The following is a 15547-nucleotide window of genomic DNA, read 5'->3' on the forward strand; positions in this document are numbered from 1 at the left end:
CTTATTGGCGAAAATAAGTGTTTTTTATTGATTGGAAGGAATTAAGATGGACCTAGATGCTGAAAACGGCAGCTTTAATTGATATATGCCGAAGCTATTTTGTATTGCTTCCGGTAAGAGTTTAAGGCCTTTCCCGCTTCTCCGGGCCTGTCAGTCGATAGGATGTCGGCTCCCCGTTCCACCAAACCAGTGTATACCGTATCCCCCCGGCTGGTCGCCTGCTTGTCCAAGTTGCCCATGGTACCTAATATGCATAGGATACCGTGTCCGTGGAGGAGTTCATATACCTGTTTATTCACTTCGCTGGTACCAACAAATGCCATAAGCCGGTTGTCGGGAATATTGCGGTCATTGAGCCGGAGTAGGTCGCTGGCCGAATGAATGGAAGCCGAAATCATCAAATCGGGTGCCAACCGGTGTACGGTCGCTGCTTGGTCAGCATTGTATGTAATGACCACGCTATAGGCCTCTGCCTTATTGCGGCGAATGGCCTCTACAACGGATGCATAGGGTGTTCCTCGTTTAACGTCGATCGTGAAGATGACTTTTCCGGCACCCCATCGGAGCGCTTCATCCAACGTGGGGATACGGTACGCCGTTACCTGGCCATCCGGGTCTTTTAGGCGGAGCTTCTTCAGTGCAACCAAATCGTATTCATGCACCTTGCCTGTAGCCGTGGTGGTACGATCCACGGTTTCGTCATGCATGAGTACCAGTACGGAATCTTTGGTCACACGGACATCGCATTCGATGATGACTGGATGCTGACGAAGGCTGTTTTCAAAGGTCTCAATAGCATTCTCAGGAAATTTTGCAGTGGGTCCCCCGCGGTGTGCGCTGACTAAGGGATAACGCTTTTCGTTATAAGTGAGGAAACGGTATAAGTCGGTGGTCGTTTTGAGTTTTATTTTATTGGCGTTATAACGAAATTCTCCGCTGCCGATACCGGAAGGTAGGCAGGAAGTACATAAACTTGCAATAAAAAGGACAAAAAGGAACTTAGTAAAATCCTTGACCATAAAATAAATTTAAACGCAACAAAATAAGGGGAAAGCCTTACTATTTACCTAGCGATTTTAATGCCAAAATGTAATTTATTGAGGTTTATTGACGAAAAATGTCGTTTTTATGAGAAAAGTAGGATTTGGGGTATTAGTTATCGCTTTCAACTAGTTCAATCAATTCAGCCATTTGTAAGGACAATTGGTCTATCGTGTACTTGGCTTGTTTGTAAAAAGGTTCTCGTTCGGCTAATTTAAGCGTGATGTAATCCAATAATTCCTCGCCTGATAAACCATTGAGCGCCGGCCGTGAAGTGATGTCGGTCTGCATGAGCCTATCCCATATTGCCTTGGGGGGCAGCTGAAGGTAGATGGTTGTCCCGGTTTCATTCATCCATGCCATGTTGTCAAAGTAGCAAGGGGTACCCCCGCCTGTAGACACAATAACCGGATCCGTAAAGCGTAGGTTTTTCAGCACTTGGCTTTCCATTTCCCTGAATGGTGCTTCACCGTGCTGCGAGAAATACCCGGCAATGGACATGCCTGCTTCATCGACAATCCGCGCATCCAAATCAATGAATGCCCGATCGGTCTTGCGGGCGAGCTTGCGGCCCCAAGTGGTTTTGCCACTTCCCATGAAGCCCACAATGAACACGGGTCTGTCTTTGTTGTCCATGGAATGCGCTATTGATAAGATTTGCTGAAATATGTTTTGTCCAAGGTGTCGAAATCAGGCAGCGTATTGTAATGCCATTTGTCAATCACTACACCATTTTGCATAAGTAATACCCCTGGATTAGCCCTAACCATGCTTTTGAGCGGTACAGCATCGGCATAAAAAATTTCAGCCAATAGTTTCAGGTCGTCACTGATTCTTTCGGCATCCTGTGTGCTGTTTGCGGTAAGCAATACCGAACGTATATTGTAGGCGTCGGCTGCATTCATCACCAGCGCATTGATATTGCGCAATGCCTCAAGGTTCGTATGATCCAGGTTCCAGGCCACGATGATGATGTTGTAATAGGGATTTTCGATGACCTGCTGAGTGAAATCATTTCCATTGGCATCACTTATCAGCAAATCGGGAATGGGAATCTGGTGTCCTTCTTTTACCAGTTTGCTTTCAGGGTCGCCAACGATTTCCCAGTTTTCATCCTTCCATATTTCTTCGGCAATGTATTCCTTGTCCGATACTTTTTTTTGTTCGCCGGAAGATTTATGGTGTAAGGTATAGCGAATTTCATACTGGTCGCCCTCGGCTCCTTCCGGCAAGGTCATCAGCTCGGGAATATTATTGCCTTTCTTGTAGGGTAGGAAATCGATAAATGGCAGGTAATTGACGGTATAGATGCCAATACCCAGTGATAAGATAACCAACGCCACAGTCGTGATGGTTTTGGTGTATCGGTCCGTCGTGACGGGTTTAATATGGCTACGGTTGAAGAAAATGATCAAGATCAACGCGAGTAATACCAAGTCTTTTATGAATGACTGCCAGGGTGTGAGCGGTATGGCGTCTCCAAAGCATCCACAGGAAGTGACTACTTCAAAAAAAGCGGAATAAAACGTAAGGAACGTAAAAAATAGGATGAGCAACAGTAAACCCCAAGCAACCGTTCGCCTCCAAAATCCGAGTAACAATAATGTGCCAAGCAAAATTTCGAGGCCGCATACTACCACGGCGATAATCACCGAATAGTCATTGAGAAAGTGGGTGCCGAAGACATGGAAATATTCTTCTAACTTATATCCAAATCCTATCGGGTCATTGGCCTTGATAAGTCCGGAAAAGATAAACAATAGGCCCGTGAATATTCTTGCGAATCCCAGCAGGTAGTTTGTTCGTTTTTGGAGATTACTTGTGGTTTGCATCATGTGGTTATGGTTTATTTGCAGCAACTCCGAGTTTGATCAGCGCAAATACAGCATAGTTGAGCATATCTTGGTAGTTGGCTTTCACGCCTTCTGAAACAACCGTTTGGCCCTGGTTGTCTTCAATTTGCTTCACGCGGTATACCTTCATCAAAATCAGGTCGGTAAGCGATGTCAGCCGCATATCGCGCCATGCTTCACCATAATCATGGTTTTTGGCAAACATCAATTCCTTGGTTTCATGGATGGCTTCATCATATTTCTGCACGACGGTTTCCAATGGCAGATTTTCATCCTCATCGACCCCCAATTCCATTTGCATGATGGCTATCACGCAATAATTGACGATCGCTACATATTCTTCCATCACCCCTTCACCCACTTTGGATACTTTTTTTTCTTCTAGGGTACGGATGCGCTGGGCTTTGATGTAAAGTTGGTCCGTGATGGACGGCAAGCGCATGATTCGCCATGCGGTACCATAATCTGTAGTTTTTTTGGTGAATAACTGCTGGCAATGCTTGATGACGCGGTCGTATTGTGCTGATGTATCCATGTTATCGGCAAAGATAAGAAGATTTACGATTTACGATTCGCAAAATTATATGGATATTTGGAGGTGAATAATTTGATGATACGTACTGTACAGGTAACACGCTATGTCACTCCCTTACGTGAAGGAGGTTCATTGCCCGCCATTGCGGAGGCAGACGACGGATTTTTATATGCACTGAAGTTTCGGGGGGCGGGCCAGGGAACCAAAGCGCTGATCGCTGAACTGCTGGGTGGAGAAATTGCCCGTACATTGGGTTTCCGGGTACCTGAAATCGTGTTTGCCAACCTCAATGAGGCTTTTGGCCGAACCGAGCCGGATGAGGAGATACAGGATTTACTGCGGGCCAGCACAGGGCTCAATCTCGCATTGCATTACCTCTCGGGAGCAATTACGTTTGACCCCGCGGTTACCACAGTGGACGCGACGTTGGCTTCGCGTACCGTATGGTTGGATTGCTTATTGACGAATGTTGACCGCACGGCGCGGAACACCAATATGCTGATGTGGCATAAGGAGGTATGGCTGATAGATCACGGAGCATCGTTGTATTTCCACCATTCATGGAACAATTGGCGAGAACAGGCTACCAGGCCCTTCGTGAAAGTCAATGAACATGTGCTGCTCCCCTGGGCGTCTGAATTGGAAGAGGCGGACCTTGCGCTGAAACCCATGCTCACAGCAGATCGCATCCGGGCAATTGTGCATTTGGTGCCCGACGAATGGTTGATGGATGTAGGTGGAATTTCTCCTGATGAAGCGAGGGAGGTATATGCTGAATTCTTGGAGATGCGGGTGGCCGCATCGACTAGGTTTGTAAACGAGGCGCAAAATGCAAGAAAGCGAATTATTTGAATATGCCGTTGTCCGTATCGTTCCAAGGGTGGAGCGGGAAGAATTCCTAAACGTGGGGGTGGTGCTATATTGCCGTGGGCAAAACTTTCTGGACGTGCGGTTTGCCTTGGATACAACTCGATGTGAAGTGTTCTTTGCTCCATTGGATAGGGATGAGCTAAAGGCATATCTGTTGGCTTTCCAACGTATCTGCTGGGGCAATGCCGATGGAGGGCCCATTGCTGCTTTGCCGATGGCGGAGCGTTTCCGTTGGCTCACGGCTAAGCGGAGCACGGTCGTACAAACATCGCCCGTGCACTCAGGGCTATGTAAGGATGCGGGATTGGCACTGGAACGTTTATATGAGAAGTTGGTACTTTGATACGATACCACCGGTCTTTAGCTGACTTTGTAAATTGGAATGAATGTCATAATATGAGGGTACTGTTGCCAAAATATACTAATTTTCTTTTCTTTATTCTTTATAAAGATTATAACAACAAACAATGAACGAGGAGTTTTTCAATAACCTTCATGATAAACAACGGGAAATAGCGGATGTGCCAGCCAATCATACCATTGCGGCTTGGGCACTACGTCTATTGGACTTGATTTTTCCTGAACGCCAAACACATCCCGACAGGACCATAGACCAGCTCAAGGAGCAGTTTGTCCAGTCTGAAAAGGAATTAATCAGTATTCTCAACAAGACCAAGGCTTGTGAAGAGTGCAATAGCGAATTGGTGGCCAAGCACTTTTTTGGCACCCTGCCGGAATTGCGACGGGTGATGTATACCGATGCGGCGGCCATTTATGAAGGAGATCCCGCCTCCTCAAGTGAATTTGAAGTCGTCCGTACTTATCCGGGATTCTTTGCCATTTCCTTATATCGTATGGCCCATGCATTGCTACAATCGCAGGTACCCCTGATTCCACGAATCCTAACTGAGCATGCTCATTCCGCTACCGGTATCGATATTCATCCCGGTGCCTCCATTGGCGAATACCTATTCATCGACCATGGTACGGGGATTGTCATCGGAGAATCGGCGGTGATTGGTAACCAGGTGAAGCTATATCAAGGGGTAACGTTGGGCGCATTGAGTGTGGAGAAAATCTTGGCAAATACTAAACGGCATCCTACCATTGAGGATCGTGTGATTATTTATGCTGGGGCGACCATCCTTGGTGGGGAAACAGTTATTGGCCATGACAGCGTGATTGGGGGCAATGTATGGCTTACATCGAGCATCCCGCCATATTCCACGGCGTATCATCAACCTACCGTTAAAATTGTGGACTCCAAAACAGCGCATTGAAAGATGGGAACGATTATCGATTGTGTAGGGAACACCCCACTAGTAGAAATCCAGAAATTGAATCCTAATCCCCGGGTGCAGTTATATGCAAAACTCGAAGGCAACAACCCGGGGGGAAGTGTGAAAGACAGGGCCGCGCTTAACATGATTCGAAGCGCCTTGGAACGCGGGGATATCAAAAAAGGAACCCGCTTGATTGAAGCGACCAGTGGCAATACGGGCATCGCGCTGGCCATGATTGCCCGAATCTATGGGCTGGACATCGAGCTGGTGATGCCATCCAATTCTACCCGGGAGCGCACGCTCACCATGGAAGCCTTTGGTGCGAAGGTCACCTTACTGGAATCCATCGAAGTTTGCCGAGATTATGCCGAGGAGAAGGGAAAGCAGGACGATTATTTCATCTTGAACCAATTTGCCAATCCGGATAATTACCTAGCGCATTATAAGACAACGGGTCCGGAAATCTGGCGTGATACAGCGGGACAAATCACGCATTTTGTAAGCGCAATGGGTACTACCGGAAGCATTATGGGCAATTCGATGTTTTTGAAGGAGCAAAATCCGGCTATCCAAATCATAGGTTGCCAACCTACGGAGGAATCATCCATCCCCGGCATTCGCCGTTGGCCTACGGAATACTTGCCCAAAATCTATGATGCCAGTAGGGTAGACCGTATAATGGATGTTTCGCAACTGGAGTCGACGGAAATGACAAGGCAATTGGCGAGGGTGGAAGGTGTGTTTGTGGGCATGAGCACGGGAGGTGCCTTGGCCTGTGCTGTTCGCTTGGCGCAAGAACTGGATGAAGGAATCATTGTGTTCATCGCCTGTGACCGGGGCGACCGCTACTTGACCAGTGATCTGTTTGGATGAGTACTATTATTGGAACGCCGATAACACAGATCAGATGGATTTATGCGTCGAATCCGTGTCATCCGTGTTCCATTCCATCAAAACCCAAATTTATTTTTAAGCGCTGCTAATTTGGAAACCAAGTCATTTTCTTGATTTCTTGGCTTTTCTACTTTCCGGGTTTTATTTCCTGCGTTTTTCTTTGGAGTAGGGCGTTCTTCCGTTTTCATGGAGAGGCTAATGCGGTTACGCTTTTCGTCGATTTCCGTAATTGTTACCATCACTTTTTGCTGTACCTTCACCACTTCATTGGGATCCTTTATAAAGCGATTGGCCAATTGGCTGAGGTGTACGAGGCCATCTTGGTGTACACCGATGTCTACAAATGCCCCGAAATTGGTGATATTGGTGACGATACCTGGTAACCGCATGCCAATACGCAGGTCGGCAACACTATTCACGCCTTCCGTAAAGGAAAATTGCTCAAATTGCTCACGCGGATCACGGCCCGGTTTGGCCAATTCGGCAAGAATATCCCGGAGGGTAGGCATCCCCACGGTATCGCTTATGTAGTCGCGCAAGGGGATTTGTTTACGTAATTGCTCATCACGGAGTAAAGTTGCTACATCATGACCCAGATCAGCGGCCATTTGTTGCACCAACGCATACCGTTCGGGATGCACGCCGCTCGTGTCGAGTGGATTTTCGGCATTGCGTATACGCAGGAAACCCGCCGCCTGTTCAAAGGCTTTGTCTCCGAGACGGGGTACCTTCCGCAGCGCTTCACGGCTATGGAATACACCATTTGCATGGCGGTAGTTGACGATTTGCTGCGCTAGCGAGGGGCCCAAGCCCGACACATATGACAGGATTTGTTTGGATGCGGTATTGAGTTCCACACCCACCGCGTTTACACAGCTCATGACCGTATCGTCCAACGCCGTTTGAAGCTTTGTTTGGTCTACATCGTGCTGGTATTGGCCTACACCAATGGATTTTGGGTCGATTTTTACCAACTCGGCCAAAGGATCCATCAACCTACGACCAATGGACACCGCACCACGTACAGTCACATCATGGTTTGGAAATTCCTCGCGGGCAACTTCAGACGCCGAATAGATGGAGGCTCCACTTTCATTGATCATGATTATGGTAACATCCGGAATGGCCAGTTTGCGTACGAAAGCCTCCGTTTCACGCCCACCCGTACCATTGCCAATGGCGATGGCTTCTATTTGGTGTTTTTCCACCAAGAAATGGATGGTCTTGGCGGCTTCCTCGGCTTTTGCAGCACCGGTATGGGGAAATACCGCCGTGTTATCAAGCAATTCACCCTGCGCGTTGAGGCATACGGTTTTGCAACCTGTACGAAATCCGGGGTCAAGAGCCATCACCCGTTTTTGGCCAAGTGGTGCAGCAAGTAATAGCTGCCGGGCGTTTTCGGTAAATACCCGTATGGCCTCTTCATCGGCCTGTACACGGGTAAGCACCCGTACCTCGGTTTCCATGGAAGGTTTGAGCAAGCGTTTATACCCATCGAGCATGGCCATACGCACCTGTGCACTCGCTTCGCCGGCGCCTTTTATGTAGGCATTGTCCAACAGTGGCAATACATCTGTTTCGGATACTTCAATGTCGAGGTACAGCATTTCTTCTTTTTCGCCCCGGCGCATGGCCAGAATCCGATGCGAGGGAGCTGTTTTCAATGGCTCCGACCATTCGTAATAATCCTTGTATTTGAGGGCGTCTTCCTCTTTGCCGGGTACCACCCGGGATACGAAAAGTCCTTTTTCCAGAAAAATATGCCGGGTCTTGGCTCTAACGGAAGCATCTTCAGCAATGGTTTCGGCAATGATGTCACGTGCTCCAGCCAATGCTTCCTCCACGTCATTTACCCCCTTGTCTGCATCAAGAAATAGCTGGGCTGCATTCCTGATATTGCTGCCATCCTGCGAGAGAATGAGCTGGGCGAGGGGTTCGAGCCCCTTTTCGCGGGCCACACTTGCCCGGGTTTTGCGCTTGGGTTTGTAAGGAAGGTAAATATCTTCCAAGCTTGCCATGGTTTCGGCAGCCCTGACCTGTTCCTCCAATCCGGGGGTGAGCTTTCCCTGATCCGCCAACGATTTGAGAATGACTTCCCTACGTTTATCCAAGTCGCGCAATTGCTGCACACGGTCACGTATATGTGTTAACTGCACTTCATCCAAGCTGCCTGTCATTTCCTTGCGGTAGCGGGAAATGAATGGAATGGTAGCACCTTCATCAAGGAGTGCAATGGTGGTGCTCACTTGTCTTTCTGACAACGTAAGTTCCTTGGAAATACGAATTTCGTGGGTCATGGATGGAATGGAAAAAAATGGGTGGACAACACAGTTGCACTGCTAATTGCTGAGAATGGAAAGTAATGATCAGCTAAATCGACTACGTATTCTTTTCTTCGTTTTCCGGTAAACGAGGTGTTTTAGAAGCTGTGTTTTCCTCCTTCGAAGTGCTTTCTTGAGATGGATCCTCCGTGTTTTCGGTAGCCTCGGGCTGGGTATATGAATAGCTGTCATTATAATAAGGGCCCTCGCTACCATAATAGTCGGGTTCACGTCCGGGATTGTGTTGGTAGGTGCCGGCTGGTGTAGAAGGATTACTTTCGTTCAATTTTTTGGGTTCGGCATCATCCACAATGACATCCTTCACGTCTATATCTTTTTCGAAATTATTAATCTGCTCACTGATATCACGCTTAATGCTTTCTGAAGCATCCTTGAATTCGCGGATACCTCGTCCCAAGCCCCTAGCCAATTCTGGCAATTTCTTGCCCCCGAACAGCAACAATGCCGCTCCGATGATGAGCATCATCTCACTTGTTCCAATATTCAGGAATGCCAATACTGTACTCAACATAACTATATCTTCGCTATTTTGTAACCGCTAAGGTAGGGGTAAATTTTGTGATATCCATGTTTTGGGTGAAAATAGTTGGCGCCAATAGGCAAACCGTCGATGTCTTGGATCGCATAAACTAAAAATAGAACGCCGATGATGCGGATATTGCGGATTCACACAGCTAATGATCAAAAATCAGCGATGATCTGCTTGATCGGTGACGGCAGAAAGAACTATTGGGTTTGATATAATGTGTTAAATAACAACTTGAATGTGCCATGGGGTTGGGCTCGGAACGTGATTTCCGGACCGAAGACATAAAGTTTTCCTTTACCCACTGGCGCTGAAAAGGCCACCACCCCGTTCTTGAGGTAATCCGCCCCCCAAATCCAACCGCTTCTTAACGGGTTTTCATCGCCATACCAAGCCAGCGGCGTAATACCTTCGGATGCCGCATCGTCAGTTAACTTAAACACAGGGCTGTTGTTCGACATGACATCCACCTTTGCTGCCATACCCCAGCCAGCGGGGTCGACGGTGTCTGCAAACACTTGATGGATGCTTCCGGGCGCGTAGAATTGCTCGCTACGTAACGGTTTTTCCTGGCCACTGCTATCTATCGCTACCAAGGCATTCTTGACGGGCAACTCCAAATGATAGGCCAGTGCCGTGCTGGCTCCAACGGTGAAGATTTCACCCCCTGCTTCCAAAAACTCCTTTAGTTTGGGAATGGAGATTTCTTTGGTAATACTGCCAAGCATGTGATGGTATTTTTCCGGTATGTCATCCGCATTTGGCCCTCGACCGCGTCGTTGTCCTCCTCCTTGGCCACTGGCAGATGGGATACCGCCTCCAATGAACAGGACGATGTCATACTTTTCCTTGAGGCCACCTTCATCTATTTCTCCCGGGTATACCACGGTGAAGTCGGCAAAATGATATTGTTCTAGCATCCACCTCACCCATCCGGAGGGCATGGAGCCACCATATTGATCAAAAAGGGCAATCCGCCGATGCTTGATTTCCATGAGGCCTTTAGGTTTGGTGCTGACCGTTATGGGGCTTATCCCCAAAGAATCAGCCGTTTTTTGAAGAACAGCCAGGCCTTTCACCGGGACATAAAACGAACCAGCAGATGCGCCTTCTATCGGATTGGTGATACGCGATACGTTTATGCCAGCCGCAAGTAGTTTGTTGACAGCTATAAAGGAATTATTAACTTCGGCGTTCAATAGGTAGCCCGCCGATGACTTAGCGACCGTTTGCGACGGTGGTGCTTGCAATTGGCCATAGGGAAGAGGTTCGAATGGCCCTTCAAAGGAATCCAATATGCGGTCAAACTCAATTCCAAACTGGTAGGCCAATGTCCATCCGGCGGCGTCATAGGGTCGCACGGGTGGCCCTCCGGGATATTGGAAATCATTCGGGTGGTCTTGGGGTTCAAACATGTCGATAACATGGGGGCGGAAAGCCTGACTGGTTTTGACGAGGTATGAACCCGCAGGATAGGCTTTGCCGGCCACGGAGAAATCGGATGTGGCTGTATGCACCAAGACTCCGGATTTCATCAGGGCATTGATGAAGTGGATTGCCCGGGGGAAATCTGTTTGATCTGCAGGGATGATGAACCCTTGGGGATCACGTAGCGCGGGGTTTTTGAACACTGCATCGTAATAGCTTGTGGGGATGTTGTTGCGATTCCCATAGTGCCCTTCGTCGGCTTCCCCACCGGTTTTACCCGCTTTTTTGTCTGCCGCGTAATCGGTTTCTATCTTGTGGATATAGCTGGGTTTAGGAGTCCAATAATCTTGGTTCCCCTTTTCGATAGCATTGCGCCCCATTTTATACCTGTTGTACAGCAATTCGTCGCCCACACGGCTGGCATAATTGAGGATGGCATAATTGAGGGAAACGGAATAATCAATGGCCTCCTTGAAATGCCATGGGCGGGGAGACACCGGGTAAGGGGTGGCATTATTGGGTACGAGCCTATCGGGTACGAGGGGTATGGTCATGGGAGTGGGATCGCCTACAATTTCCGTCAATATACCAATGCTGTTGTGGTAGTAAGGAGTGGTACGCAGTCCGCCATTCCACCAAGTGGAAAAGACCGAACCACTAAGCCGTGTATAGCCGGGTTTGTCTTCGGCATTGAGTCTATTGATCATCGCGGCGGCTACTCCGTCTATGCCGGTGATGAGCAGGGGATCGAGTACGTAATTGAACGGGTCGCGGTAGGGAGGCCCTGCGAGAATAGTTCCTGGAGGGCCTGATTGGTGGTGGTTGTAGATAATCTGCGGCATCCATTCAATGTATTGCAAGCGAGATATGGTGGTGCTTTCTATTAGGTTATTCATGTAGAAATCACGGTTGTTATCATGTCCCACATACTTATGGTATAGTGTGGGTGTATTTTTGTTCCGCTTAGCCGTGTCTTCATGCTGCATGTACCAGTTGGATACCAGATCCTGCCCATCAGGGTTGCAGTGGAAAAGTAGGATGACGACTTCATCAAGTATCCGTAGGGTTTCGGGATCATTGCGGCTGACGAGTTGATAAAAGGTTTCAGTGAGTTGCTGTGCGGCCACCGTTTCAGTGGAGTGTAATCCCCCATCGATCCATATGATCGGCTTTCCTGCCAAGGATAGCTCCTTGGCTGCTGTTTCCGTCATCTCGGCATGCGCTAGCTTTTGGGAGATTTCTTTATACTCGATTATTTTACTCAAATTTTCAGGCGCAGAAATAATAATCAGGTACTGGTTGCGACCTTCCGAGGTTTTTCCAGCCAACTCCATTTTTACCCGATTAGATGCCGCAGCCAGCTTTTTAAAGTAGGCTTCGGTCTGCATGTAATTAGCCAGTGTGTAATCGTCCCCGATGTTGAACCCGAAATGTTCTTTGGGTGTGGGGATGTGCTGTGCGAGGGCCTGTGTCCATACTAGGACAAATGCCAGTAAGGAAAAAGTGATACGTTTCAGCATTTGTTTGCAATTGAATTGGATTAGAAGATAAGCTTATTGATTTTTGAATCGGACTCCGGTACGGCAATCGCAAGGCTCACCTCGTGACTCGTCACAGGCATTGTCTTGGAATTGCACAATCCGAGTACCGTCTGACATTGTAATGGCAAACTTAAATAAAAAGTAATCATTCGGTTCCACTGTATCTAAATCGATACCAACAAGTTCAGCCAATCCGGTGGGGGTATGGATGAACGTCTTGGGGAATTCGGTGACCACTTCATATAGGATGTCGGTACTCCTGATGGTACTGGGTAATGGGAATTGCCGGATGTTGGGGTGTGGTAGCCAATTTCTGCTAGTTCGGCCAGTGTATTCAAAAGTGTTTTAGGGAAGTCGGTCGTCACCAAGATGTAGCCATGTACTCTTGATGTAATTATGTACTTAACCCCTAACGCCAGCCGCTCTTTTTTAATAAGCCGCTTTAATTGTCGGAATTTTCCGATGCTGTTTAGCTGGTTTTTTCTTCATTTTATTGAGCCAGATGAGGGTACCGGTAATGGGTAGGGTGGTGGCGACTAAACAGGCTAAAAAGTAAATCAGCTTGGTGAATTGGCCATAGATATTGCCTACATGCAGTGCTTTTATGGAAGCGGCCACACGTTCGTTGAACGGTTTGTCACGGAAGATCCGCACGTCTTTTACGGCCGCAGTGGAGGCATCCAGGCTAACCTGATCCCCGGCTGCCGGGGCAAAAAAACCGACCCGGTTCTTGCTGATGGATAGGGGAGTTTCCGCATCTTTCGGCAAGCTTAACCGATAGTCGCCGGTATAAGGTAGCGCCTGATCGGCAGCAGCAAGATAAGACGCGAACGGCAATAGTTGTAGTTCGGCTTTTTGTTCTTTTTCGTCCGGCTCCCCTTCATTACCTGGTTTTCCCCTGCCGCCTCTTTCGGCATTGGCACGGCCAGGGCCTCCGTCACGTTCAGCAGGTTGTTCCTTGTAGGTGCCCAGGGTTTTTTGCAGCCCCGTGCGGTACCAGGGGAAAGACCATTGGGGGCCGGTGATACCCATGAGGAATAAAAAGATCAATGAATAAAATGCTAGGGAGTTATGAAGGTCGTGGTTAATGCGTTTCCAGTTGCCGCTCCACTTTATTTTAAGCCCCTGCTTCCATGTCCGTAATTTCTGAGGAAACCAGATGACTAGTCCGGTTAGGACGCCCAAGGTGAACAATATGGTAGCCGTTCCGGAAATATAACTGCCCAGTTGCCGATTTGGTAACTCACCGATCAGGGGCTCTTCTATTTTATCCAGCAATAACCAGCGGTGCAGGCTGAACATATTCTGCATAAACTCGCCGGTTTTGGTTTTTTCTTTGGAGGTACCTGTGATGTCGCCGGTATAGGGATTGACGTAATACGTCGTGCCAAAGCGGCTTCTATCGCCTTCAATGCGTGCTGAAAATTGATAGGTGCGGGCCGGGTCAGCAGGAATGCTAATCGAAGTAACCGTTCCGCCCGAGGTTTCTTCTATTTTTTTGATGATATCATCTGCCGGCAGGCGTTTACCGTTTGCCGGAATCTCTACCTTGTGCAGGTGTGGCGATGCCCATTCGCGCAACTCGGTATTGTAGGTGTAGATGGTGCCACTGAAGCAGATCAGGATCACAACGATACCACTGATTAGCCCAGCCCAGAGATGGATGTCGTTGAAGAACTTCCGGGTCTTTTGCCAGGTTGTTTTTTTGCGTGCTGTTTTAACCATGTTTATGTAGTTCGTTTTAAAATAATCCAAACAAGAAAATCATCCAATGGTCAAATTGGATGATTTTCTGTTCAGCAATTGCTGGCAAAAGCCTCCTCCTTATTAAAGACCATGTGGCGTTTTACTTTTAGTAAACGCCGATGTACTGGTTACCAGTTTTATTAACAAGTTTAGCGCCTACCGTCATTTCACCTGTTTTTCTGTCAAACACATAGATGTTGCCGTTTTGCCCAATAGCAGCAACAGCAATGTAAACATCGTCACCGTCGATTGCAATGTTTTGAATTTGACGGAACTTCAACGCAGCCTCGTTAGGGATGGTATACTTCGTAGCGGTTTTATTATTCAGGTCGACACGGGCGATGTAACCGCCAGTGCGCTCTCCGGCATTATTGACCAAGCTATAAACCACAAAACCAATACCGTCACCAGTATATCTCCATGTTTCAATGTACGTGTTTGTTAAGCCCAACGCCTGGTCCAGACTAAATACGTAGCTGTTGTCATAATCGTTCGTTTCGGTACTGATTCTGAGTATTTTAGATCCGCCGGTGCCTACCGCCTCACCAGAAGTAGCTTGATACACATGGCCGTCTGTGCCTACATATTGCATGGTGCTGCGGTAGCCATTGGTATTGCCCCTGGTTTGCGTAGACGTAATCACCTTCGGATTAGCAAGCGAAGGGTAGTCCAATACCAGGGTTTTTGCCCAACTTTTCGGCCTTGTTCTATCGTTGTCAAAGACCGGTACGCCTTCTTCCAGTGTATAGCTATCAGGATTAACTTTGTTTACCGCGGCGCCAATGAATACTTTGTTTCCAGCCTTATTAATTACCGGAACATCAATACGGGACACATAATACCCAGCGGCCTCTTCATCTTCAGAAAGCCCTAATTCGAATGAAGTTGTTTTGGTGATTTTTGGGTCGTTAAGATCTAAGGTAATCGCATCGGTTTTTGCCCTTCTGTATTTAAAAACAAAATTGGGATTGGTGCCTTCATATACGGCATCATTAGCAGCTGCTCTCACGGCTACCCCGACGCCTTCAGCGGCTTTTAGCCAACGAGGAGAGGTACTGACATAAGTTGCTGTTTCTACCTCTGGGCCATCTGGCCGGAAATCTTTTCCGCCATGAACACTGTATTTGTTAAAGATCCCTCCATCGTCTCCCACATATTGGATATTATATAAGAAATCTCCATCAGCAGAAGCTTGGAGACGAGCGGTACGCTGTGATTTAACGTGCATACCGTTATCAAAAACATTGATGGAGACACCCGGATCTTTGGCCTGAGCAGCAGATACACTATATACCATGGTGCCGCCATTACCGTCACCAGCCTCTTCATCCATCATCGCTCCGGAAACGGTAATCCAACGGTCTACATCTTCGGGAATTGTCGTGTCTGGGCCATCATTTTTACTGCAACTTGCCAATGAAAATGCCGTTGCAACTGCACCGAATAAAGCGGTTTTAATCAGATTTGCTTTCATATTACTGTGATATT

14 protein-coding genes are annotated in these 15547 nt (G+C 47.9%); 4 read left to right on the plus strand and 10 right to left on the minus strand.

The genetic code is table 11. The features are described from left to right. Positions 1–74 precede the first annotated feature (74 nt). The 4 genes from NF543_RS16565 to NF543_RS16580 form a co-directional block, all read right to left on the minus strand. Positions 75–1019, minus strand: a complete 945-nt coding sequence (locus NF543_RS16565; protein ID WP_257669292.1) for a glycerophosphodiester phosphodiesterase family protein — start codon at positions 1017–1019, stop codon at positions 75–77. 133 nt (positions 1020–1152) lie between these two features. After that, positions 1153–1677, minus strand: a complete 525-nt coding sequence (locus NF543_RS16570) for a shikimate kinase (RefSeq protein ID WP_257669293.1) — start codon at positions 1675–1677, stop codon at positions 1153–1155. An 8-nt stretch (positions 1678–1685) separates the two neighbouring features. After that, entirely contained in the window at positions 1686–2873 is a 1188-nt protein-coding gene (locus NF543_RS16575; protein ID WP_373275014.1) for a BT_3928 family protein, read from the minus strand. Positions 2874–2880: 7 nt separating this feature from the next. Continuing rightward, complete coding sequence (locus NF543_RS16580; protein ID WP_257669295.1) at positions 2881–3429, minus strand: DUF1599 domain-containing protein; 549 nt, start codon at positions 3427–3429, stop codon at positions 2881–2883. Between the two features lie 75 nt (positions 3430–3504). On the opposite strand from NF543_RS16580, the gene NF543_RS16585 reads away from it, so the two are divergent. The 4 genes from NF543_RS16585 (at position 3505) to cysM (ending at position 6455) form a co-directional block, all read left to right on the plus strand. Then, positions 3505–4281 carry a HipA family kinase gene (locus NF543_RS16585; RefSeq protein ID WP_257669296.1) on the plus strand — a complete coding sequence of 259 codons (777 nt, stop codon included), beginning with the start codon at positions 3505–3507 and terminating at the stop codon, positions 4279–4281. Then, a complete protein-coding gene (locus tag NF543_RS16590) occupies positions 4259–4642 on the plus strand; it encodes a DUF3037 domain-containing protein (RefSeq protein WP_257669297.1) in 384 nt (127 codons plus the stop codon). Before NF543_RS16585 ends, NF543_RS16590 begins: the two co-directional genes overlap by 23 nt. A gap of 124 nt (positions 4643–4766) precedes the next feature. Then, the gene (gene epsC / locus NF543_RS16595; protein ID WP_257669298.1) at positions 4767–5579 is read left to right on the plus strand and encodes a serine O-acetyltransferase EpsC; all 813 of its coding nucleotides are present in this window, start codon (positions 4767–4769) and stop codon (positions 5577–5579) included. Positions 5580–5582: 3 nt separating this feature from the next. After that, a complete protein-coding gene (gene cysM, locus NF543_RS16600; RefSeq protein ID WP_257669299.1) occupies positions 5583–6455 on the plus strand; it encodes a cysteine synthase CysM in 873 nt (290 codons plus the stop codon). Positions 6456–6532: 77 nt separating this feature from the next. Here cysM and NF543_RS16605 read toward each other — a convergent pair whose 3' ends face one another. From NF543_RS16605 to NF543_RS16630, 6 genes are all read right to left on the minus strand, one after another. Beyond that, the gene (locus NF543_RS16605; protein WP_257669300.1) at positions 6533–8773 is read right to left on the minus strand and encodes a Tex family protein; all 2241 of its coding nucleotides are present in this window, start codon (positions 8771–8773) and stop codon (positions 6533–6535) included. An 82-nt stretch (positions 8774–8855) separates the two neighbouring features. Continuing rightward, complete coding sequence (locus NF543_RS25425; protein WP_308379065.1) at positions 8856–9329, minus strand: Sec-independent protein translocase subunit TatA/TatB; 474 nt, start codon at positions 9327–9329, stop codon at positions 8856–8858. A 215-nt stretch (positions 9330–9544) separates the two neighbouring features. Next, positions 9545–12292: a M14 family metallopeptidase gene (locus NF543_RS16615; protein WP_257669301.1), complete on the minus strand. Its 2748-nt coding sequence runs from the start codon at positions 12290–12292 to the stop codon at positions 9545–9547. A 33-nt stretch (positions 12293–12325) separates the two neighbouring features. Then, the gene (locus NF543_RS16620; protein WP_257669302.1) at positions 12326–12550 is read right to left on the minus strand and encodes a hypothetical protein; all 225 of its coding nucleotides are present in this window, start codon (positions 12548–12550) and stop codon (positions 12326–12328) included. A gap of 192 nt (positions 12551–12742) precedes the next feature. Further along, positions 12743–14038: a PepSY-associated TM helix domain-containing protein gene (locus NF543_RS16625; protein ID WP_257669303.1), complete on the minus strand. Its 1296-nt coding sequence runs from the start codon at positions 14036–14038 to the stop codon at positions 12743–12745. Positions 14039–14165: 127 nt separating this feature from the next. Next, positions 14166–15533 carry a DUF4374 domain-containing protein gene (locus tag NF543_RS16630; RefSeq protein WP_257669304.1) on the minus strand — a complete coding sequence of 456 codons (1368 nt, stop codon included), beginning with the start codon at positions 15531–15533 and terminating at the stop codon, positions 14166–14168. Positions 15534–15547 lie beyond the last annotated feature (14 nt).

Source organism: Parapedobacter tibetensis (assembly GCF_024704835.1).
Lineage (GTDB): Bacteria > Bacteroidota > Bacteroidia > Sphingobacteriales > Sphingobacteriaceae > Parapedobacter > Parapedobacter tibetensis.

What these genes read in the sequence shown, in the direction of transcription:
- epsC (WP_257669298.1), top strand. Translation starts at nt 4,767, where the DNA reads ATGAACGAGGAGTTTTTCAATAACCTTCATGATAAACAACGGGAAATA.
- NF543_RS16570 (WP_257669293.1), bottom strand. Translation starts at nt 1,677, where the DNA reads ATGGACAACAAAGACAGACCCGTGTTCATTGTGGGCTTCATGGGAAGT.
- NF543_RS16615 (WP_257669301.1), bottom strand. Translation starts at nt 12,292, where the DNA reads ATGCTGAAACGTATCACTTTTTCCTTACTGGCATTTGTCCTAGTATGG.
- NF543_RS16605 (WP_257669300.1), bottom strand. Translation starts at nt 8,773, where the DNA reads ATGACCCACGAAATTCGTATTTCCAAGGAACTTACGTTGTCAGAAAGA.
- NF543_RS16585 (WP_257669296.1), top strand. Translation starts at nt 3,505, where the DNA reads ATGATACGTACTGTACAGGTAACACGCTATGTCACTCCCTTACGTGAA.
- NF543_RS16590 (WP_257669297.1), top strand. Translation starts at nt 4,259, where the DNA reads ATGCAAGAAAGCGAATTATTTGAATATGCCGTTGTCCGTATCGTTCCA.
- NF543_RS16580 (WP_257669295.1), bottom strand. Translation starts at nt 3,429, where the DNA reads ATGGATACATCAGCACAATACGACCGCGTCATCAAGCATTGCCAGCAG.
- NF543_RS16575 (WP_373275014.1), bottom strand. Translation starts at nt 2,873, where the DNA reads ATGCAAACCACAAGTAATCTCCAAAAACGAACAAACTACCTGCTGGGA.
- NF543_RS25425 (WP_308379065.1), bottom strand. Translation starts at nt 9,329, where the DNA reads ATGTTGAGTACAGTATTGGCATTCCTGAATATTGGAACAAGTGAGATG.
- NF543_RS16625 (WP_257669303.1), bottom strand. Translation starts at nt 14,038, where the DNA reads ATGGTTAAAACAGCACGCAAAAAAACAACCTGGCAAAAGACCCGGAAG.
- NF543_RS16630 (WP_257669304.1), bottom strand. Translation starts at nt 15,533, where the DNA reads ATGAAAGCAAATCTGATTAAAACCGCTTTATTCGGTGCAGTTGCAACG.
- NF543_RS16565 (WP_257669292.1), bottom strand. Translation starts at nt 1,019, where the DNA reads ATGGTCAAGGATTTTACTAAGTTCCTTTTTGTCCTTTTTATTGCAAGT.
- cysM (WP_257669299.1), top strand. Translation starts at nt 5,583, where the DNA reads ATGGGAACGATTATCGATTGTGTAGGGAACACCCCACTAGTAGAAATC.